Consider the following 18,688-nt stretch of genomic DNA (forward strand, 5'->3'; position numbering starts at 1 on the left):
GCATCACTCCGCCGCCTGCGTCTCGATCCTGGGCTCGCCCATCATCAGCGAGCGCGCCGCCTTCGCCTCGCGAACAATGAAATCGACGATGGCGCGCACGCGGGCGACATCCTTGAGATCGGCATGGACCAGCAACCAGAACGAGCGCGTGATCGACACCTTATGCGGCAGGACGGGCACCAGGCGCGGCTCTGTCGCCGCCATGAAATGATGGATGACGCCGATACCGGCGCCGGCAACCACCGCATTCATCTGGGCCAGCACATTCGAGCTCTGCACCTGCGCCCGTAGGCCTTTGGCGACCTCGTCGAGATAGTCGAGCTCCGGCGTGAAGATCAGGTCGTCGATATAGCCGACGATCCGATGTTCGAAGAGGTCGTCGGGCTTCGCGACCACCGGCATGCTGTCGAGATACTCGCGCGTCGCATAGAGGCCGAGCCGGTAATCGCAGAGCTTGCGCGCGACGACCTTGCCCTCCTTGGGCGGCGCCAGCGTGATCGCGACATCGGCCTCCCGCTTGGACAGCGACAGCAGCCTCGGCATGGCGATGAGCTGCAGCTCGAGCCCGGGATAGGCCTTGGCGAGGCCGGCCAGGCGCGGCGCCAGGAAACAGGTCCCGAAACCGTCCGGCGCGCCGATCCGCACAGTGCCGGCCAGCGCCATGTCGGCGCCGCCGATATCGCTCTGGATCGCGAGCGCCTCGGTTTCCATGCTCTCGGCCTTGGCCAGCAATCGCTCGCCATGGGCTGTGAGGGTGTAGCCCTGCGGCCGGCGCTCGAAGAGCTTGGCCTTGAGCGATTCCTCCAGAGAGGTGACACGACGTGAGACCGTGGCATGATCGGCGCCCAAACGCCGGGCCGCAGCCGTCAGCCGGCCGGAGCGGGCAACAGCGAGAAAGAAGCGCAGATCATCCCAGTCGAACCTCTCCAAGACGCTCTCCCTGATATTTGCTTTTGCGCACGGCGACCGCTTGATAGTTGCTATAGCCGTGCACAAACGAGAATGGTAGGGGTGAGGCCAATCAAGACACCACACCATTCGTAGGGAGGGCGCGATGCGTCAGGTCGGTCATTTCATTGGTGGCAAGCACGTCGCCGGAACCTCGGGCCGCACGGCCGACATCTACCAGCCGATGGACGGAACCGTGATCGGCAAGGTCGCGCTCGCCTCTCCCGCCGAGATGCGCGCCGCTGTCGAAAACGCACTGGCGGCGCAGCCGAAATGGGCGGCGGTCAACCCGCAGCGCCGCGCCCGAGTGCTGATGAAGTTCCTCGACCTCATCGCGCAGAACAATGACGAGCTGGCCGAGCTGCTCGCCCGCGAGCACGGCAAGACCATCGCCGACGCCAAAGGCGACATTCAGCGCGGCGTCGAGGTCGTCGAGTTCTCGCTCGGCATCCCGAACCTGATGAAGGGTGAATTCACCGACGGCGCCGGCCCGGGCATCGACATCTATTCGATGCGCCAGCCGCTCGGCGTCTGCGCCGGCATCACGCCCTTCAATTTCCCCGCAATGATCCCGCTCTGGAAGCTCGGCCCCGCCATCGCCTGCGGCAATGCCTTCATCCTGAAGCCGTCCGAGCGCGATCCCGGCGTGCCGATGCGTCTGGCCGAGCTGTTCATCGAAGCCGGCGGTCCTCCCGGCATCCTCAATGTCGTCAATGGCGACAAGGAAGCGGTCGACGCCATCCTCGACGATCACGACATCAAGGCCGTCGGCTTCGTCGGCTCGACCCCGATCGCTGAGTACATCTATGCCCGTGGCTGCGCCAACGGGAAGCGCGTGCAGTGCTTCGGCGGCGCCAAGAACCACATGATCATCATGCCGGATGCCGACATGGACCAGGCCGTCGACGCGCTGATCGGCGCCGGCTACGGCTCGGCCGGCGAGCGCTGCATGGCGATCTCGGTGGCGGTTCCGGTCGGCAAGGCCACCGCCGATGAACTGGTGAAGCGCCTCATCCCTCGCGTCGAGAGCCTGAAGATCGGCCCCTCCACCGACTCTTCCGCCGATTACGGCCCGGTCGTCACCAGGCAGGCGCTCGACAAGATCAAGGGCTATGTCGAGACCGGCATCAACGAGGGCGCCAAGCTCGTCGTCGATGGACGCGGCTTCAAGATGCAGGGCTACGAGAACGGCTTCTACATGGGTGGCTGCCTGTTCGACCATGTGACGCCCGACATGCGCATCTACAAGGAAGAGATCTTCGGCCCCGTGCTCTCGGTCGTGCGCGCCAAGGACTATGAGGAAGGCCTCAAGCTCGCCAACGACCACGAATACGGCAACGGCGTCGCTATCTACACCCGCGACGGCGATGCGGCGCGCGACTTCGCTTCCCGCGTCCAGGTCGGCATGGTCGGCGTCAACGTGCCGATCCCGGTGCCGCTGGCCTATTACACCTTCGGTGGCTGGAAGCGTTCGTCCTTCGGCGATCTCAACCAGCACGGCCCGGACTCGATCCGCTTCTACACCAAGACCAAGACGGTGACCTCGCGTTGGCCGTCCGGCGTCAAGGATGGAGCAAGCTTCGTCATCCCGACGATGGGCTGAGACCCCGGACGACAAGGATCGCGACATGTTCTCCCTCACCGAAGACCAGATCGCGATCCGCGACATGGCGCAGGGTTTCGCTTCAGAGACCCTCGCCCCTCATGCCCTGCGCTGGGATGAGGAGAAGCACTTCCCGGTCGAGGAGATGCGCCAGGCCGCCGCGCTCGGCATGGGCGGCATCTATATTGGCGAGGATGTCGGCGGCTCCGGACTGTCACGGCTCGACGCGACGCTGATCTTCGAAGCGCTGGCGACCGGCTGCCCGACGATCGCAGCCTATATCTCGATCCACAACATGTGCGCCTGGATGATCGACCGCTACGGCTCGGAGGATCAACGCCATGCCTGGCTGCCAAAGCTCTGTTCGATGGAGCATCTGGCGAGTTACTGCCTGACGGAGCCCGGTGCAGGATCGGACGCCGCCGCGCTGAAGACCAGGGCGGTCCGCGACGGCGATGATTACGTGCTCGACGGCCAGAAGCAGTTCATCTCCGGCGCCGGCGTCTCCGACATCTATGTCGTGATGGTGCGCACCGGCGAGGCCGGCCCCTCAGGCATCTCGACGCTCGTCGTCGAGAACGGCACGCCCGGCCTGTCCTTCGGGGCCAACGAGAAGAAGATGGGCTGGAATGCGCAGCCGACGCGCGCCGTGATCTTCGAGAATTGCCGCGTCCCCGTGGCGAACCGCCTCGGGTCCGAGGGTATCGGCTTCAAGATCGCGATGGCAGGGCTCGATGGCGGCCGGCTCAATATCGGAGCCTGCTCGCTCGGTGGAGCACAAGACGCGCTCGACAAGGCGCTGGCCTACGCCCAGGAGCGCAAGGCCTTTGGCGCACGCATCGCCGATTTCCAGGCACTGCGGTTCAAGCTTGCCGACATGGCGACCGAACTCGAGGCGGCGCGGACGTTCCTGTGGCGGGCAGCCTCGGCACTCGACCAGAAGGCACCCGACGCGACCAAGCTCTGCGCCATGGCCAAGCGGGTTGCCACCGATACCGGCTTCGCGGTCGCGAACGAGGCGCTGCAGATTCATGGCGGCTACGGCTATCTCGCCGATTACGGCATCGAGAAGATCGTGCGGGACCTGCGCGTGCATCAGATCCTGGAAGGCACGAACGAGGTCATGCGCATGATCGTGGCGCGCTCGCTGGTAGGGCGGGCAAAGGGGAACTAGCCTCAGAGCCGGGATATCCCTGCCCCATGGAAAAGTTTCTCAAACGACGAGGTTAGACCATGACCAGCATCGCCTTCATCGGGCTCGGCAATATGGGCGGCCCGATGGCCGCCAATCTCGTCAAGGCCGGACATCAGGTCAGCGCCTTCGACCTGGTGCAGGCCTCGCAGGACGCTGCGGCCGAACTCGGCGTGCATATCGCGGGCTCGGCCAGGGAGGCGGTCGCCAATGCCGAGGTCGTCGTCACCATGCTGCCGGCGGGCAAGCATGTGCTCGCGGTCTGGGCCGACATCCTGCCCGTGGTGAAGGCTGGCACGCTGATCATCGATTCCTCGACGATCGATGTCGAAAGTGCCCGCAAGGCGCATGCGCTGGCCACCGAACGCGGCTGCCTCTCGCTCGATGCGCCGGTTTCCGGCGGTGTCGGCGGCGCAAGGGGCGCGACGCTGACCTTCATGGTCGGCGGTTCGAAGGAGGCTTTCGAGAAGGGAGACCCGATCCTCTCCGCCATGGGCCGGCGCGTCGTCCATTGCGGACCCTCCGGCAACGGCCAGGCGGCGAAGATCTGCAACAACATGATCCTGGGCATCTCGATGATCGGCGTCTCCGAGGCCTTCGTTCTGGCCGAGAAGCTCGGCTTGTCGCATCAGRCCCTGTTCGACGTCGCATCGACCTCATCCGGCCAGTGCTGGTCGCTGACCACCTACTGCCCCGTTCCCGGCCCGGTGCCGACATCGCCGGCCAATAACGACTACAAGCCGGGCTTCGCTTCCGCGCTGATGCTGAAGGACCTGAAGCTCGCGCAGGAGGCCGCCCAGGCAGCCGGTGCTGCGACGCCTCTCGGCGCAGCCGCAGCCCAGCTTTTCGGCCTGCACAATGCCTGGGGTGAAGGCGGCTCCGATTTCTCTGCGATCATCCATCTGCTGCGCGGACGCGGCGAGCGCTAGATCGCCGATCTTGCATCGGCTTTCCCGAAAACCGCAATCCACTTTTCGGGCCGATGCTTTAAGGCACGACCAACCCGCCGGGAGCAGACCCGCCTCGCGCCTTCCACCTCTGGCGCAGGCGGCACTTTGCCGCTAGCACATCCGCCTATACGGCGGCTGTTCTTAAGCCGCCTGCCAGACGGGTGTGCGCATGAACGATGTCTCCTTTCGACGCGAACGCTCGGCCCTGACCGGCTTTGCCACGAACCCGCTCGACCGCCGCGGCGACCTGCGTGACCGTCCCGACGCGGTCGAGGGCTTTCGGGCTTCGCCCGGTACGCGCCACGCGATCGTCTCCGGCGAGACGCCGATCCTGAAGCGGATCGACGCCGAGACGTTGACGATCTGGTTCGCCGAGAGCGAGGCCGACGCTATCGGCAAGGCGCATGAGGAAGTCTTCCTCGGACTCGACCCGCAAGGGACCGCCTGCTTTGGCCGACTGGTCGACCGGGAGCTCGCCGAGACGCTGCGCGAGCGTGACGACCTCCTGGTCAGCGACCTGCGCTCGATCGCCCTGAAGCGGCTCGTCCCAGCCGAAGAGGTCGGGCCGCTGGGCGAGGCCAAGGCCCTGCTCGACTGGCATGCGCGGCATCGCTTCTGCGCCCGCTGCGGCGGGCTCTCGCCGACGGTGAGCGGCGGCTGGCGGCGCGAATGCTCGCAATGCGGCACGCTGCACTTCCCGCGCACCGATCCGGTCGTGATCATGCTCGCGGTGCGCGGCGATCAGTGCTTCCTGGCCCGTCAGGCCCGGTTCGCGCCGGGCATGTATTCCTGCATTGCCGGCTTTCTCGAGCCCGGCGAGACCTTTGAGGATGCGGTACGCCGCGAAACCCTCGAGGAAGCAGGGCTGCGCACCGGCGCCGTGCGCTATGTCGCCTCGCAGCCCTGGCCCTTCCCGTCTTCCCTGATGATCGGCTGCATCAGCGAAGCGCTGAACGACGACATCACGCTGGACGGGAACGAACTCGAAGCAGGGCGCTGGTTCTCGCGGGAGGAGGCGCTGCAGATGCTGGAGGGGAGGCATCCGGACGGGCTGTCCTGCCCGCCCCATATGGCGATCGCGAACACGATCCTGAAGGCGTGGGCCGAGGACGGCGTCACGCCCTAGCACGTGAGGGCGTCTGCAGCCGACGCGGTTTCCGGTCGGCTGCGATCGGCCTATTCTCCCGGCTCGGCGAGGCTCGCGCGGAACGCGTGCGCCGGGTAGACGCCGAGAATCTTCATCTCCTTGGAGAAATACTCGAGCTCCGTCAGGGCCCGCTTCAGGTCCGCGTCATCAGGATGCCCTTCGACATCGCAGTAGAACATCGTCGCTGAGAAATGGCCGTCGACCATGTAGCTCTCGAGCTTGGTCATATTGATGCCGTTGGTGGCAAAACCGCCCAGCGCCTTGTACAGCGCCGCCGGGATGTTGCGCACGCGGAACATCAGCGTCGTCACGGTCTTCTTCGTGCCCTGGCGGGCGAATTCCGGGTATTTCGAAAGCACGACGAAGCGCGTGGTGTTGTGCTTCTCGTCCTCGATGTCCTCCATCAGGATGTTCAGCCCGTAGACTTCGGCGGCGATATGCGGCGCGATCGCTGCGCGGGTGACGTCGCCGGCTTCCGCGACCTGCCGGGCCGAGCCGGCGGTGTCGGCAGCGACCTCGGCCTTGAGGCCAAGCTTCTTGATGATCTTGCGGCACTGGCCGAGCGCATGGATATGGCTCTGCACGGTCTTCAGGGTGGCGAGCGTCGCTCCCTGCACCGCCATCAGGTGAAAGCGGATCGGCAGGAAATGCTCGCCGATGATGTGCAGGCCGGAACGCGGCAGAAGATGGTGGATATCGGCAACGCGACYGGCGATCGAATTGTCGATCGGGATCATGCCATAGCGGGCCGTTCCGTCGCTGACCGCGGACAGGGCATCCTCGAAGGTTGCGCAAGGCAGCAATTCGCAATCCGGAAAGACCTGCAGGGCGGCCTGAGAGGAGAAGGCTCCGGGCTCGCCCTGGTAGGACACGACGACAGACATGATTCAGGCTCCGAGGCGGGATTTCAGGAGCGCGCGGGCGCGATCCAGGTCAGGAGGCGTGTCGACGCCGCGCGGGACGTGATCGATGACCATCACGTCGATGCGCATGCCGTCTTCCAGTGCACGCAGTTGCTCGAGCTTCTCGCGGAGTTCGAGCGGCGATTGCGGCAGGCTGACGAAGCGATCGAGCGCACGGCGGCGATACGCATAGAGGCCGACATGGTGATAGAGCGGCCCCTCGCCGCTCGGCGCGGTGGCACGGGTAAAGTAGAGTGCGCGCATCCGGCCAGGACTGATCTCGCTGCCGATCAGCTTGACGACGCTCGGTGCGGTCTTCTCGTCCTCGTCGGTAATGACCCCGGCCAGGGTCGCGATGTCGACGGCCGCGTCCGCAAGCGGCTTCACCGCGGCAGCGATCGCGCTCGGCTCAAGCGTGGGAAAATCTCCCTGGACGTTGACGATGATGTCGTGGCGCCCCTGCGGGTCGACGATATCCGCCGCTTCCTTGATTCGATCCGAGCCGGTCTGGTGGTGGATGCTGGTCATCACCGCTCTCCCCCCGGCCTTCTCGATGGCCGCGACGATGCGCGGCTCGTCAGTGGCGACGACCACGGCACCGACGCCCGATTCCATCGCTCGGCGCCAGACATGCACGATCATCGGTTCGCCCAGGATGTCTGCCAGAGGCTTGTCGGGCAGGCGGGTCGCCTGCATGCGGGCGGGAATCAGGATCAGCGGGTCCGACATCGGCAACAGCTCTGGGGGGAAGGTCGCGAGGCTGCGACGGGAGGCGTCAAAAGGTCTCAAAGAGGTGCRTGCTTATACGAGTTSCAATGAAGCGCGCAAAGCGGTTAAGCAACGGCCGTGTGTCGGCGCTCCCAGGCTCCGGCCGGAGCGCTGCTATGCCTTGCCTGTCCTGTGGCGAGGCCCAAGGGTTTCGATGCGATGAATATCGAGCTGAACAAGATTGCCGGCGCGGGACTGTCCACGCTGCTCGTGGTGATGGCCCTGAACATGGCCGCCGGCATTGTCTTCGCGCCGCACAAGCCGGCCGTGCCCGGCTTCGATCTGCCGAGTCCGGAGCCAGCTGCCGCCGGCGGTGCAACCGCTGCGGCTCCAGTTGCGGACGCGCCGATCGTGGAACGTCTCGCCAAGGCCGATCCGGCCCGTGGCGAAAAGGCTGTCGGCGCCTGCAAGGCCTGCCACACCTTCGAGAAGGGCGGCGCCAACAAGGTCGGCCCGCATCTCTTTGACGTCTATGGTCGCAGCAAGGGGTCGATCGACGGCTTCGGCTATTCGGCCGCGATGAAAGGCCATTCCTCCGAGAAGTGGGAAGCCGAGCAGCTCGACGGCTTCCTGAAGGGTCCGAAGGCCTATATGCCAGGAACGACGATGGCTTTCGCCGGCCTGACCAAGCCCGATACCCGTGCCGACGTGATCGCCTATCTCAACACGCTCGCGGATGCGCCGAAGCCGCTTCCGAAATGAGTCTTGCGTCGATTCGGCGCGCCTGAATGATTGCAAGCCGGGCCCTTGAGCCCGGCTTTTGCTTGCTCCCGCCATGCTCTTGCCCTCACCATGGCGAGGAATCTCCTCTCCGCGCTGGTATCGACCTCACGGGTCGACATAATCGGCCAGCGAATCAGTTGCAGGAGGACGAGGCACCATGGCGATGCGCATCACACGCCGCAGGCTGCTCGAAGCCGGTGGAGCAGCGCTGGCAAGTGCGGGCCTGCCCGGCCGGGCCCTGGCCGAGACCGGGGAGGTTCATGGCCTCTCGACTTTCGGCGAACTGGCGCTCCCCGCGGATTTTCCGCATTTCGCCTATGTGAACCCGAAGGCCCCGAAGGGCGGCACGATCACGCTGCAGATCAAGCGGGCCGGCGGCAACCAGAACTTCGACACCTTCAACACGCTGAACACCTTCGTGCTGCAGGGCGATGGCGCCGCTGGCATGGATGCGTGCTTCGACAGCCTGATGTCCGGCTCCGGCGACGAGCCAGGCGCGCTCTACGGCTTGCTGGCGAAGAGCGTCGCAATCTCCGGGGACAGGCTGACCTACCGTTTTCGGCTCAGGCCCGAGGCGCGTTTCCATGACGGAAGCCGGGTGACCGCTTCCGATGTCGCCTTCTCCATGAATATCCTGAAGAGCAAGGGACACCCATCCTACCGCCTGATCCTGAACGAGCTGGTCTCGTCGGTGGCGGAAGGCGACGACATCGTCATCGTCACGCTTTCGCCGAAGCGCGGTCGCGACCTGCACCTCGTCGTCGCAGGCCTGCCGGTCTTCTCCGCGAAATTCTGGTCGACGCGGAACTTCGACGCCTCGACGCTGGAACCACCGCTTGGGTCCGGCCCCTACAAGGTGGGGCGGTTCGAACAAGGCCGCTTCATCGAATTCGAGCGGGTTCCCGACTACTGGGGCAAGGACCTGCCGGTGAATGTCGGCGTCAATAATTTCGACCGCACGCGCTGGGAGTATTTCCGCGACCGGCAGGTCGCCTTCGAGGCCTTCAAGAGCGGCATCGTTACCTTCCAGGAGGAATTCACCTCCCGGATCTGGGCGACCGGCTATGACTTCCCGGCGATCAAGGACGGCAAGGTCAAGAAGGAATCCCTGCCCAATACCGAGCCGACCGGCTCGCAGGGCTGGTATTTCAACCTGCGCCGCGATGCCTTCAAGGACCCGCGCATCCGCGAGGCGATCGGGCTCTGCTTCGATTTCGAGTGGACCAACAAGAACATCATGTTCGGCTCCTTTGCCCGCATGACCTCGTTCTTCGAGAACTCGGATTCCAAGGCTGTGGGCACACCCTCGCCCGAAGAGCTCGCTCTGCTCGAACCCTTCCGTGGCAAGGTGCCGGACGAAGTCTTCGGCGAGGTCTATCTCCCGCCGGTCAGCGACGGCTCTGGAAGCGACCGCGCCCTGCTGCGCAAGGCGGACGATATGTTCCGCGCAGCCGGCTGCAAGCGGGACGGCAATGTGCTGAAGCTGCCCGATGGCAAGCCCTTCGAGATCGAGTTCCTCGATTTCCAGGCCTCGCTCCAGCCACATACCCAGCCGTTCCAGGCCAATCTCAAGCGCCTGGGCATCAACGCGACCTCGCGCATCGTCGATGCCGCGCAGTACCAGCGAAGACTCGATGAATTCGATTTCGACGTGGTCAGTCGTGCGTTGACGGGCAGCGCGATTCCCAGCGATTCCCTGCGCATCGTCTATGGTTCCGAAGCCGCGAAGACGCGCGGCTCGCGCAACGTCGCCGGCATCAGCGATTCAGCCATCGACGCGATGATCGATCGGATCGGCCAGGCCGATAGCTACAAGGACGTCGTAGTGGCGGCCAAGGCGCTGGACCGGCTGCTGCGCGCCGGCCGCTATTGGGTGCCGATGTGGTGGAACCCGAATGAATGGCTGGCTTACTGGGACATGTTCGACCGGCCGGCATCCAAGCCGAAATACACGTCCGGCGCCCCCGCCATCTGGTGGTTCGACGCCGAGAAAGCCAAGCGGATCGGGAAGGCGTGAGGATGGCAGCGGAAGCCCGAGGCCAGGTCAGCGGAACTCCCAGGGTTCTCCTGCGCCTCGAAGGACTTGTGCTCGGCGTGCTGTGCATCTGGCTCTTTGCCGGCACCGGCGCATCGTGGTGGCTCTTTGCTGCACTGATCCTGGCCCCGGATCTCGGCATGCTCGGCTATCTCGCCAATCCGAGGCTGGGCGCCACGATCTATAACGCCGCTCACTCGCTGATCGGTCCGGCCTTGCTGGCAATCGCGGGCCTTTCGCTGGCCCTGCCGACGGCCCTTGTGATCGCGCTGATCTGGGCCGGGCATATCGAGTTCGACCGGGCGCTGGGCTATGGCCTGAAATACCCCTCGCTCTTTGCCGACACCCATCTCGGTGTGCTTGGTCCTTCCCGAAAGGCCGGGTGAACGGATGCTCTCCTATATCGCCCGCCGCCTCGCGCTGATGGTGCCGACATTGTTCGGCATCCTGCTGATCTCCTTCGTCCTCGTGCAGTTCGCGCCGGGCGGGCCGGTGGAGCGCGTGATCGCACAATTGCAGGGCCAGGGAGGCAACGCCTCCGACCGTGTCGGCGGCAGTGCCGGCGGCGATGCCGGAGCACAGCACGCCGATGCAAGCTCATCCTATCGTGGCGCGCAGGGGCTCGATCCGGCCTTCATCAAGGAGCTGGAGAAGCAATTCGGCTTCGACAAGCCGGCACATGAGCGCTTCGGCAAGATGCTCTGGGACTATATCCGCTTCGATTTCGGCCGGTCCTATTTCCGCGACGCACCGGTAATGCAGCTGATCAAGGAGAAACTGCCGGTCTCGATCTCGCTCGGGCTGTGGATGACGCTGCTCTCCTATGCGATCTCGATCCCGCTTGGCATCCGCAAGGCGGTGAAGGACGGTTCGCGCTTCGACACCTGGACCAGCGCCGTGGTCATTGTCGGCTACGCCATTCCGGGCTTCCTGTTCGCGATCCTCCTGATCGTGCTCTTCGCCGGCGGCTCGTTCTGGCAGATCTTTCCGCTGCGCGGGCTCCATTCCGAGAATTGGCAAGAACTCAGCTTGATAGGCAAGGCCACCGACTATCTCTGGCACATTGCCCTGCCGGTCACGGCGATGGCGCTGGGCGCCTTCGCGACCTCGACGCTGCTGACCAAGAATTCCTTCCTCGACGAGATCCGCAAGCAATATGTCCTGACGGCGCGGATGAAGGGGCTCAGCGAACGCGGCGTGCTCTACGGCCACGTCTTCCGCAACGCCATGCTGATCGTGATCGCCGGCTTTCCCGGCGCATTCGTGCATGCGCTCTTCGCCGGATCGCTGCTGATCGAGACGATTTTCTCGCTCGACGGCCTCGGGCTCCTCTCCTTCGAGGCCATCGTCAACCGCGACTATCCGGTCGTCTTCGCCAATCTCTACATCTTCTCGCTGATCGGCCTTGTCGTGCATCTCATCACCGACCTGACCTACACATGGGTCGACCCCCGGATCGATTTCGAAACGCGGGAGGCCTGAGGTGAGCGAGACGCTGATCGACCTGCCGCCGAGCACTCGCAGTGCGGCGCTTRCACCGCCCGAGGCGGGCCAGGGCTGGCTCAAACTCTCGCCGATCAACCGGCGCCGGCTCAACAATTTCAAGGCGAACCGGCGGGGCTGGTGGTCGCTCTGGATCTTCCTGGCACTGTTCGTGCTCTCGCTCTTCGCGGAGTTCATCGCCAATGATCGACCGCTCGTCGTGCGCTACAAGGGCGAGTTCCTGTTCCCGATCGTGGTGAACTATCCCGAGGAGAAATTCGGCGGCTTCCTCGCCACCACCGACTATCGCGATCCGGTCATCGCCAAGGAGATCGATGCCAATGGCTATGCCATCTGGCCGCCGATCCGCTACTCCTACCGCACGCATAATCTCGACCTGCCGGTTCCCGCTCCTGCGCCACCGACCTGGATGCTGAAGGACGAGCAGTGCCGGCCGATCGCCGAGCGAACCGGCGGCATGACCTGCCGCGAGCTCGAATGGAACTGGCTCGGCACGGACGACCAGGGCCGCGACGTCGTGGCGCGCCTGATCTACGGGTTCCGCATCTCGATCCTGTTCGGCCTGATCCTTTCCACGATCTCTTCGGTGATCGGCATCGCGGCTGGCGCCGTGCAGGGCTATTTCGGCGGTTGGACCGACCTGATCTTCCAGCGCTTCATCGAGATCTGGACCTCGATCCCCGCGCTCTATCTCCTGATCATCGTAGCGGCCGTGATCACGCCCGGCTTCTTCGTGCTGCTCGGCATCTTGCTGCTGTTCTCCTGGGTCGCGCTGGTCGGCGTGGTCCGGGCCGAATTCCTGCGGGCCCGCAATTTCGAATATGTCCGGGCGGCGCGTGCGCTCGGCCTGTCCAACGCCAAGATCATGGTCAAGCATCTGCTGCCGAACGCCATGGTCGCGACGCTGACCTTCCTGCCCTTCATCATGAACGGCTCGATCACGACGCTCACCTCGCTCGACTTCCTCGGTTTCGGCCTGCCGCCCGGCTCGCCCTCGCTCGGTGAGCTGCTGGCGCAAGGCAAGGCCAATCTGCAGGCGCCCTGGCTCGGGCTGTCCGGCTTTTTCGTGATCGCCCTGATGCTGTCGCTGCTGATCTTCATCGGCGAAGCGGTGCGCGACGCCTTCGATCCAAGGAAGACCTTCGCGTGAGCGCTCCCCTTCTTTCCGTCGAGGATCTTTCCGTCGCCTTCCGCCAGGGCGGCAGGGAGACGCTCGCCGTCGACCGCATTTCCTTTCATGTCTCCAAGGGCGAGACTCTGGCGATCGTCGGTGAATCCGGCTCGGGCAAATCCGTCTCCGCGCTCTCGATTCTGAAGCTGCTGAACTATCCGGCCGCGCATCACCCGTCCGGCAAGGTGCTGTTCAACGGACAGGACCTGATCGCGGCCGATGAGAACGCGATGCGCAAGGTGCGCGGCAACGACATCACCATGGTGTTCCAGGAGCCGATGACCTCGCTGAACCCGCTGCACACCATTGCGCGGCAGATCGGCGAGATCCTCGAGCTGCACAAGGGCTTGCGCGGCGCGGCGGCTCGCGCCCGCACGTTGGAGCTGCTGGCCCTGGTCGGCATCCGCGATGCCGAGAGCCGGCTCGACGCCTATCCTCATCAGCTTTCCGGCGGTCAGCGCCAGCGCGTGATGATCGCCATGGYGCTCGCCAACGAGCCGGACCTGCTGATTGCCGATGAGCCGACCACTGCGCTCGACGTCACCGTGCAGGCGCAGATCCTGTCCTTGCTGAAGGATCTGCAGAACCGCCTCGGCATGGCGATCCTGTTCATCACCCATGATCTGGGCATCGTGCGGCGCATCGCCGACCGGGTCTGCGTGATGCTCAAGGGCCGGATCGTCGAGCAGGGGCCCGTCGCCGAGATTTTCGACAAGCCGCAGCACAGCTATACCCAGCGCCTGCTCGCAGCCGAGCCCAAGGGTCGCCCCGCCCCGGTCGCCGAAGGCGCCGCGACGCTGCTCGAGGCCGGGCCGATGAAGATCTGGTTTCCGATCAAATCCGGCTTCCTGCGCCGGACCACCGGCCATGTGAAGGCCGTCGATGGCATCTCGATCAAGGTGCGGGAAGGCGAGACGCTCGGCGTCGTCGGCGAGTCCGGCTCAGGCAAGACGACGCTGGGCCTCGCCATCCTGCGGCTGATCTCCTCGGAGGGGCCTGTCGTCTTCCTCGGCGATCGCATCGACGGGTTGACCAGCGCCGCCGTCCGCCCGAAGCGCAAGGATCTCCAGGTCGTTTTCCAGGATCCCTATGGCTCGCTGTCGCCGCGCCTCTCGGTCGCCGGCATCGTCGAAGAAGGGCTGACCGTCCAGGACAAGGGGCTGAGCTACGAAGCCCGCCGCGAGATCGTCGCCAGGGCGCTCAGCGATGTCGGCCTCGACCCGGCAGCGATGGATCGCTACCCGCATGAATTCTCAGGCGGACAACGCCAGCGTATCGCGATTGCGCGCGCCATGGCCCTCGACCCGAAATTCGTGGTGCTGGATGAGCCGACCTCTGCGCTCGACATGTCGGTGCAGGCGCAGATCGTCGAGCTCCTGCGCGAACTGCAGAGCCGCCGCAAGCTCGGCTATCTCTTCATCAGCCATGACCTCAAAGTGGTGCGGGCGTTGTCGCACCGGGTTGTGGTGATGCAGAACGGCAAGGTCGTCGAGGAAGGACCAGCCGAGGAGATTTTTGCGCATCCGCGCGAGGCCTATACCCAGGCCCTGCTCGCCGCCGCGCTCAACCTCGAGCCCGTCGGCAGCGCTGCGGTGAAGGATTGAGATGACCCGCGCCATCCTTATCGTGCTCGACTCCGTCGGCTGCGGCGGCGCGGAGGACGCGCATCTCTATGGCGATGCCGGCGCCGACACGCTGGGCCATATCGCGGAGAGCTGCGCGGCAGGCAAGGGCGACCGCGAAGGTCTGCGGCACGGCGCATTGCAGGTGCCGAACCTCGCCCGGCTGGGCCTGGCCCATGCCTGCGAGGCTTCCACCGGAAGCCCGCTCGCGGGCGTCAGCAAGCCGATCGCGCCACAGGGGCAGTACGGCTATGGCATCGAGACCAGCCAGGGCAAGGACACTCCCTCCGGTCATTGGGAGATCGCTGGCTGCCCCGTTCCGTTCAAATGGGGCTATTTCACAGAGCTGGAAAACTCCTTCCCGCAGGATCTGGTCGCGGCGATCATTCGCGACGGCAGGCTGCCGGGCATTCTCGGCAACAAGCACGCTTCGGGAACCGTCATCATCGACGAACTCGCCGAGGAGCATATCCGGACGGGCAAGCCGATCTGCTACACCTCGGTCGATTCCGTGCTGCAGATTGCGGCACATGAGGAGCATTTCGGGCTGGAGCGGCTCTACGAGCTCTGCCGCACGGTACGCGTCCTGATCGATCCGCTCAGGATCGGGCGCGTCATCGCGCGCCCCTTCGTCGGCACCGCGACAACCGGCTTCACCCGGACGGCGAACCGGAAGGACTTCGCCATTCCACCGCCCAACGACACGATCCTCGACCGGCTCGCGACGCTGGGCCGCAGCGTCATCACCATTGGCAAGATCGGCGACATCTTTGCCCATCGCGCCACCGGAGAAGAGATCAAGCCGTTCGGCAATGCGGCCATGTTCGAGGCCGCCCTCGCCGCRCTCGACCGGTTGCCGGATGGCGGCTTCTGCTTCGTGAACCTCGTCGATTTCGATACCGAGTACGGCCATCGCCGCGACGTGCCGGGCTATGCGGCCGCGTTGGAAGCCTTCGATGCGATGCTGCCGCGGCTGGAGGCGAAGCTCGGCCCGGGCGATCTTGCCATCATCACGGCCGACCATGGCAACGACCCGACCTGGAAGGGCACGGACCACACGCGCGAGCATGTGCCGATCCTCGCCTTCGGGCCAGGGGTGCCGGCACGGGCGATCGGGGGGCGCCGGAGCTTTTCGGATGTGGCCGCGACACTCGGTCAGTGGCTCGATATCGGCAAGATCGGACCCGGCCAGGCCTGGTAACCGAGCCTCGCCCGATCAGGCCGCCGCGACGCGGCCGCAGAACGCCGCGACCTCCTGACGGATGCTGTGCGCCTGCTTCGCCAGCGCATCGGCAGCGTCCTGCAACTGCGCAGCGGCATCATGGGTGCGAACGGTCATCGTCTCGAAATTGCCGACCGCGCCGGCACTGCGCCTTGCTCMCTCGAAGGAGAGCTGGACCTGCCGGGCGATTTCCATGGTCGCCCGGTCCTGCTCGTGGACGGAGACGGCGATCGCCTCCGCCACACGCTCGACCTCGGACATCGCCGTCACGATATCGCGGATCGCCTTCAACGAGCGCTGCGACGCGACCTGCATCGCGCTGATCTGACCGGAGACCTCGTCCGTTGCACGGGCGGTCTGGGCCGAGAGCGTCTTCACCTCGCTCGCGACGACGGCGAAGCCTCGTCCCATCTCACCGGCCCGGGCCGCCTCGATGGTGGCGTTGAGAGCCAGCATGCTGGTTTGCGCTGCGATGCCGCGGATGATCTCGACGACCGCACCGACATTCTCGCTGCTGCGGGCGAGATCCTCGATTTCCGCGCTGGCGCGCCGGGCAAGCTCGGCTGCGCTCTTGGAGCCGTCGGCCGAGTGCGACACATTCTGGCCGATCTCGCCGATCGAAGCTGCGAGTTGCCCGCTGGCAACCGCAAGCTGGTCGATGCTGCGCGTCGTCGCCTCGGCAGCCTCCGAGACATGCCCCATCTGGTGACGCGCCTGATCGGAGGTGCCGGTCAAGGCCCGCGACTCGCCCTGCATGGCCTCGGCCGCACGGTCTAGAACCGCCATGGCCTGCTCCATCTGCCGGCGGAAATTCAGAACGGTTTCGCGCAGAGTCTCGCTGCGGCGGCCGAGCTCGTCGGCGAGGTGCCTCTCCCGCTCTCCGGCCGCGCGTTCGCGCTCGGCGATCGCATTGGCATGACGCAGGCTGTCGCGGTTCATGGCGAACATCCGCCCAAGGATCATGGCAAGCGCCGCCAGGAACGCGGTCTCGATCACCACAATCACGGCATGCAGGAGCACGCGCCAGATATTGCCGCCCTGGTAGAACACGGCTGACGGAAGCAGGTACTGCAGCGCCAGATGGTGAAGTGCGGTCAGGCCAGCCCCCATCACGATCGGGCGCCAGTCGCAAAACCCCGCCAACAGCGCGAGGACCGCGAAATAATACATGTGCGTGTCAGGCTGCCAGGGATGGCCGGCGAAGCTGTAGACCAGCATCGAAACCTGGCCGATCAGCACTATCGCTATCACCAGCTGCGTGACGATCGCCACGCCGAAGCGGGCATAGAGCAGCAGGGCACCAGCGGCGAGAACGAAGGCGAAGGAGGCAGCAAGCAGCACCTCGCCACCGTGGAACCAGACGCTCAGCGCCAATAGCGGAACATGAAGGAAGGCGAGCCCGAGCAGGAAGCGGGCCACGACGACGCGAACTCCGGTCAGGGTCCAGATCATGACGAAGCATCCGCCGACGAACGGGCGTCAAGGCACCCGGCCAGCCCCGAAAGCGCCAGCATCAGCAAGGCCCCCTTCGGTTTCGCCTGTTTGACGCCCGGGTCCACGGAAGGCGCCGTAATGACGATGAAGTGAGCGATCCCGCTGCGCAGGACGCGATGCCCCGCCGCCATCGTCATCGCTAGCGCGTCCCGCTCAGAGGTCCATGGCGAAAAGACAATTGCGCGCGATGGCGCTGCTTCATCCGAGCCCCGGGGCAGGCTGAGCGCTGCCGCCAGGCTGACCGCCACGAGCGCAATGACAATGATGAGCGCATCCCGCAACAACACGCCCCGGCCCTGATCGGCCGGAATCTCGTTCAGGAATCCGGACGTCATGGGAACTCGGTTTCTCCGCGCTATCCGGCAGGCCATATCGGGCCGGACGAAGTCGCTCACCACTCGTAAAGTTTCACTTAAAAGTACGCGTGGCGCAGGTGGGGCCGTGCGTGTCCAGGCGTAACGTCAGGCCCGCAGGCGCTGCTTGATCCGCCGCATCAAGCCATCCCGTACGTCGCGATAGGCGTCGAGCACCTGCTCACGCGAGCCCTGGACGATGGTCGGATCCGGCGTCGGCCAGTACTCGACATCAGCGGCGAGCGTTCTGGTCAACTCAAGGGCCTTGTGATGCGCCTCCGGTGAGAGGGAGATGATGAGGTCGAAGTTCAACCCCTCCCACTCCTCGAGATCCTCAATCGATTTTGGCCTGTGGCGATGAGCGTCGATGCCGATCTCGTCGAGCACGGCCAGCGCGAACTTATCGACGTCGCCCTTCCTCGCTCCGGCCGACTGGACATAGATCGATTTGCCGAAGAAGTGCTTCGCCATGGCTTCCGCCATCGGGGAACGCACCGCGTTATACGCGCACATGAAGAGCACGCTGTGGATCTTGCGCGGCGGCGCTCCCTCCACCGAGCCTAGCCCTTCCAATGCAAGGCATAGATCAAGGTGAACAGGCGACGCGCCGTGTCGTGGTCGATCTCGACCTTGCTCGCCAGGCGCTCGACCAGCATGTGGGCCGCCTCGTCATGCAGCCCGCGCCGGCCCATGTCGATCGCCTCGATCTGCGCAGGCGTCGACGCCCGGATGGCGGCGTAATAGCTCTCGCAGACCAGCCCATAGTCCTTGATGATACGCCGCAGCGGCGTCAGCGAGAGATGATGCGTGACGACCGGCGCTCCGTCGGCCCCCTTGATCTCGAATACGAGGCGTCGCTCGACCAGCGCGAGATGGGCGAGATAGGGGCCGCCATCATGCCCAGGCAACGCGAAATGGTTGCGCTCAACGAGGTCATAGACCGCAACCGCGCGCTCGTGTTCCTGATCCGGACTGCCACGCCCCAGCGAGGCTTCGTCAAAAGTCACACCGACCAGGCATTGGCTTTCCGACATGCAGCCTCCGGACACAGGGCG

General features: G+C 65.1%; 18 protein-coding genes. 11 read left to right on the forward strand and 7 right to left on the reverse strand.

The annotated features are described in order from the left end of the window. Positions 1–3: 3 nt before the first annotated feature. On the reverse strand, positions 4–930 hold the full coding sequence (locus tag AC1DRP_RS04520) for a LysR family transcriptional regulator (RefSeq protein ID WP_441490118.1): 927 nt from the start codon (positions 928–930) through the stop codon (positions 4–6). A gap of 124 nt (positions 931–1,054) precedes the next feature. Between AC1DRP_RS04520 and AC1DRP_RS04525 the strand changes: the two genes are divergently transcribed. From AC1DRP_RS04525 to nudC, 4 genes are all read left to right on the forward strand, one after another. Continuing rightward, positions 1,055–2,551, forward strand: a complete 1,497-nt coding sequence (locus tag AC1DRP_RS04525; protein ID WP_441479655.1) for a CoA-acylating methylmalonate-semialdehyde dehydrogenase — start codon at positions 1,055–1,057, stop codon at positions 2,549–2,551. 25 nt (positions 2,552–2,576) lie between these two features. Further along, positions 2,577–3,725, forward strand: coding sequence for an isobutyryl-CoA dehydrogenase (locus AC1DRP_RS04530; RefSeq protein WP_441506040.1), 1,149 nt, complete (start codon positions 2,577–2,579; stop codon positions 3,723–3,725). A gap of 59 nt (positions 3,726–3,784) precedes the next feature. Continuing rightward, the gene (gene mmsB, locus AC1DRP_RS04535) at positions 3,785–4,672 is read left to right on the forward strand and encodes a 3-hydroxyisobutyrate dehydrogenase (protein ID WP_476767882.1); all 888 of its coding nucleotides are present in this window, start codon (positions 3,785–3,787) and stop codon (positions 4,670–4,672) included. A gap of 190 nt (positions 4,673–4,862) precedes the next feature. After that, positions 4,863–5,819 (forward strand): NAD(+) diphosphatase, encoded by a 957-nt coding sequence (gene nudC / locus AC1DRP_RS04540; RefSeq protein WP_441506038.1) that lies wholly within the window; start codon positions 4,863–4,865, stop codon positions 5,817–5,819. A 50-nt stretch (positions 5,820–5,869) separates the two neighbouring features. On the opposite strand, the gene AC1DRP_RS04545 is transcribed toward nudC, so the two are convergent. Both AC1DRP_RS04545 and AC1DRP_RS04550 read right to left on the reverse strand, forming a co-directional pair. Continuing rightward, positions 5,870–6,724, reverse strand: coding sequence for a prephenate dehydratase (locus tag AC1DRP_RS04545; RefSeq protein ID WP_476767883.1), 855 nt, complete (start codon positions 6,722–6,724; stop codon positions 5,870–5,872). 3 nt (positions 6,725–6,727) lie between these two features. After that, a complete protein-coding gene (locus AC1DRP_RS04550; protein WP_069877650.1) occupies positions 6,728–7,471 on the reverse strand; it encodes a 3-deoxy-manno-octulosonate cytidylyltransferase in 744 nt (247 codons plus the stop codon). A 198-nt stretch (positions 7,472–7,669) separates the two neighbouring features. Between AC1DRP_RS04550 and AC1DRP_RS04555 the strand changes: the two genes are divergently transcribed. The 7 genes from AC1DRP_RS04555 (at position 7,670) to AC1DRP_RS04585 (ending at position 15,765) form a co-directional block, all read left to right on the forward strand. After that, on the forward strand, positions 7,670–8,212 hold the full coding sequence (locus AC1DRP_RS04555) for a c-type cytochrome (RefSeq protein WP_441490124.1): 543 nt from the start codon (positions 7,670–7,672) through the stop codon (positions 8,210–8,212). 178 nt (positions 8,213–8,390) lie between these two features. Further along, on the forward strand, positions 8,391–10,250 hold the full coding sequence (locus AC1DRP_RS04560) for an extracellular solute-binding protein (RefSeq protein ID WP_441506036.1): 1,860 nt from the start codon (positions 8,391–8,393) through the stop codon (positions 10,248–10,250). Positions 10,251–10,252: 2 nt separating this feature from the next. Then, positions 10,253–10,654, forward strand: coding sequence for a DUF4260 domain-containing protein (locus AC1DRP_RS04565; RefSeq protein WP_441506035.1), 402 nt, complete (start codon positions 10,253–10,255; stop codon positions 10,652–10,654). A 4-nt stretch (positions 10,655–10,658) separates the two neighbouring features. Continuing rightward, entirely contained in the window at positions 10,659–11,750 is a 1,092-nt protein-coding gene (locus AC1DRP_RS04570) for a microcin C ABC transporter permease YejB (RefSeq protein ID WP_476767884.1), read from the forward strand. A gap of 22 nt (positions 11,751–11,772) precedes the next feature. Next, positions 11,773–12,921, forward strand: coding sequence for an ABC transporter permease (locus tag AC1DRP_RS04575; RefSeq protein WP_476767890.1), 1,149 nt, complete (start codon positions 11,773–11,775; stop codon positions 12,919–12,921). After that, a complete protein-coding gene (locus AC1DRP_RS04580; RefSeq protein ID WP_476767885.1) occupies positions 12,918–14,546 on the forward strand; it encodes an ABC transporter ATP-binding protein in 1,629 nt (542 codons plus the stop codon). The genes AC1DRP_RS04575 and AC1DRP_RS04580 overlap by 4 nt, the downstream gene beginning before the upstream one ends. Before the next feature lies 1 nt (position 14,547). Next, a complete protein-coding gene (locus AC1DRP_RS04585) occupies positions 14,548–15,765 on the forward strand; it encodes a phosphopentomutase (RefSeq protein WP_441506032.1) in 1,218 nt (405 codons plus the stop codon). 15 nt (positions 15,766–15,780) lie between these two features. Here AC1DRP_RS04585 and AC1DRP_RS04590 read toward each other — a convergent pair whose 3' ends face one another. From AC1DRP_RS04590 to AC1DRP_RS04605, 4 genes are all read right to left on the reverse strand, one after another. Beyond that, entirely contained in the window at positions 15,781–17,238 is a 1,458-nt protein-coding gene (locus AC1DRP_RS04590; RefSeq protein ID WP_476767886.1) for a methyl-accepting chemotaxis protein, read from the reverse strand. Next, complete coding sequence (locus tag AC1DRP_RS04595) at positions 17,235–17,675, reverse strand: hypothetical protein (protein WP_441506030.1); 441 nt, start codon at positions 17,673–17,675, stop codon at positions 17,235–17,237. The genes AC1DRP_RS04590 and AC1DRP_RS04595 overlap by 4 nt, the downstream gene beginning before the upstream one ends. A 66-nt stretch (positions 17,676–17,741) precedes the next feature. After that, positions 17,742–18,146, reverse strand: a complete 405-nt coding sequence (locus AC1DRP_RS04600) for an arsenate reductase/protein-tyrosine-phosphatase family protein (protein ID WP_441490133.1) — start codon at positions 18,144–18,146, stop codon at positions 17,742–17,744. A gap of 47 nt (positions 18,147–18,193) precedes the next feature. Further along, on the reverse strand, positions 18,194–18,667 hold the full coding sequence (locus AC1DRP_RS04605) for a UPF0262 family protein (RefSeq protein WP_441506029.1): 474 nt from the start codon (positions 18,665–18,667) through the stop codon (positions 18,194–18,196). Between the last annotated feature and the right edge of the window lie 21 nt (positions 18,668–18,688).

The sequence above is a fragment of the Allobosea sp. 01N443 genome (genome assembly GCF_056399325.1).

Bases quoted from the DNA above. Each gene is read 5' to 3' on its own strand.
- AC1DRP_RS04550 (WP_069877650.1), bottom strand. From the start codon at position 7,471: ATGTCGGACCCGCTGATCCTGATTCCCGCCCGCATGCAGGCGACCCGC.
- AC1DRP_RS04525 (WP_441479655.1), top strand. From the start codon at position 1,055: ATGCGTCAGGTCGGTCATTTCATTGGTGGCAAGCACGTCGCCGGAACC.
- AC1DRP_RS04565 (WP_441506035.1), top strand. From the start codon at position 10,253: ATGGCAGCGGAAGCCCGAGGCCAGGTCAGCGGAACTCCCAGGGTTCTC.
- nudC (WP_441506038.1), top strand. From the start codon at position 4,863: ATGAACGATGTCTCCTTTCGACGCGAACGCTCGGCCCTGACCGGCTTT.
- AC1DRP_RS04600 (WP_441490133.1), bottom strand. From the start codon at position 18,146: ATGTGCGCGTATAACGCGGTGCGTTCCCCGATGGCGGAAGCCATGGCG.
- AC1DRP_RS04530 (WP_441506040.1), top strand. From the start codon at position 2,577: ATGTTCTCCCTCACCGAAGACCAGATCGCGATCCGCGACATGGCGCAG.
- AC1DRP_RS04560 (WP_441506036.1), top strand. From the start codon at position 8,391: ATGGCGATGCGCATCACACGCCGCAGGCTGCTCGAAGCCGGTGGAGCA.
- AC1DRP_RS04605 (WP_441506029.1), bottom strand. From the start codon at position 18,667: ATGTCGGAAAGCCAATGCCTGGTCGGTGTGACTTTTGACGAAGCCTCG.
- AC1DRP_RS04570 (WP_476767884.1), top strand. From the start codon at position 10,659: ATGCTCTCCTATATCGCCCGCCGCCTCGCGCTGATGGTGCCGACATTG.
- AC1DRP_RS04555 (WP_441490124.1), top strand. From the start codon at position 7,670: ATGAATATCGAGCTGAACAAGATTGCCGGCGCGGGACTGTCCACGCTG.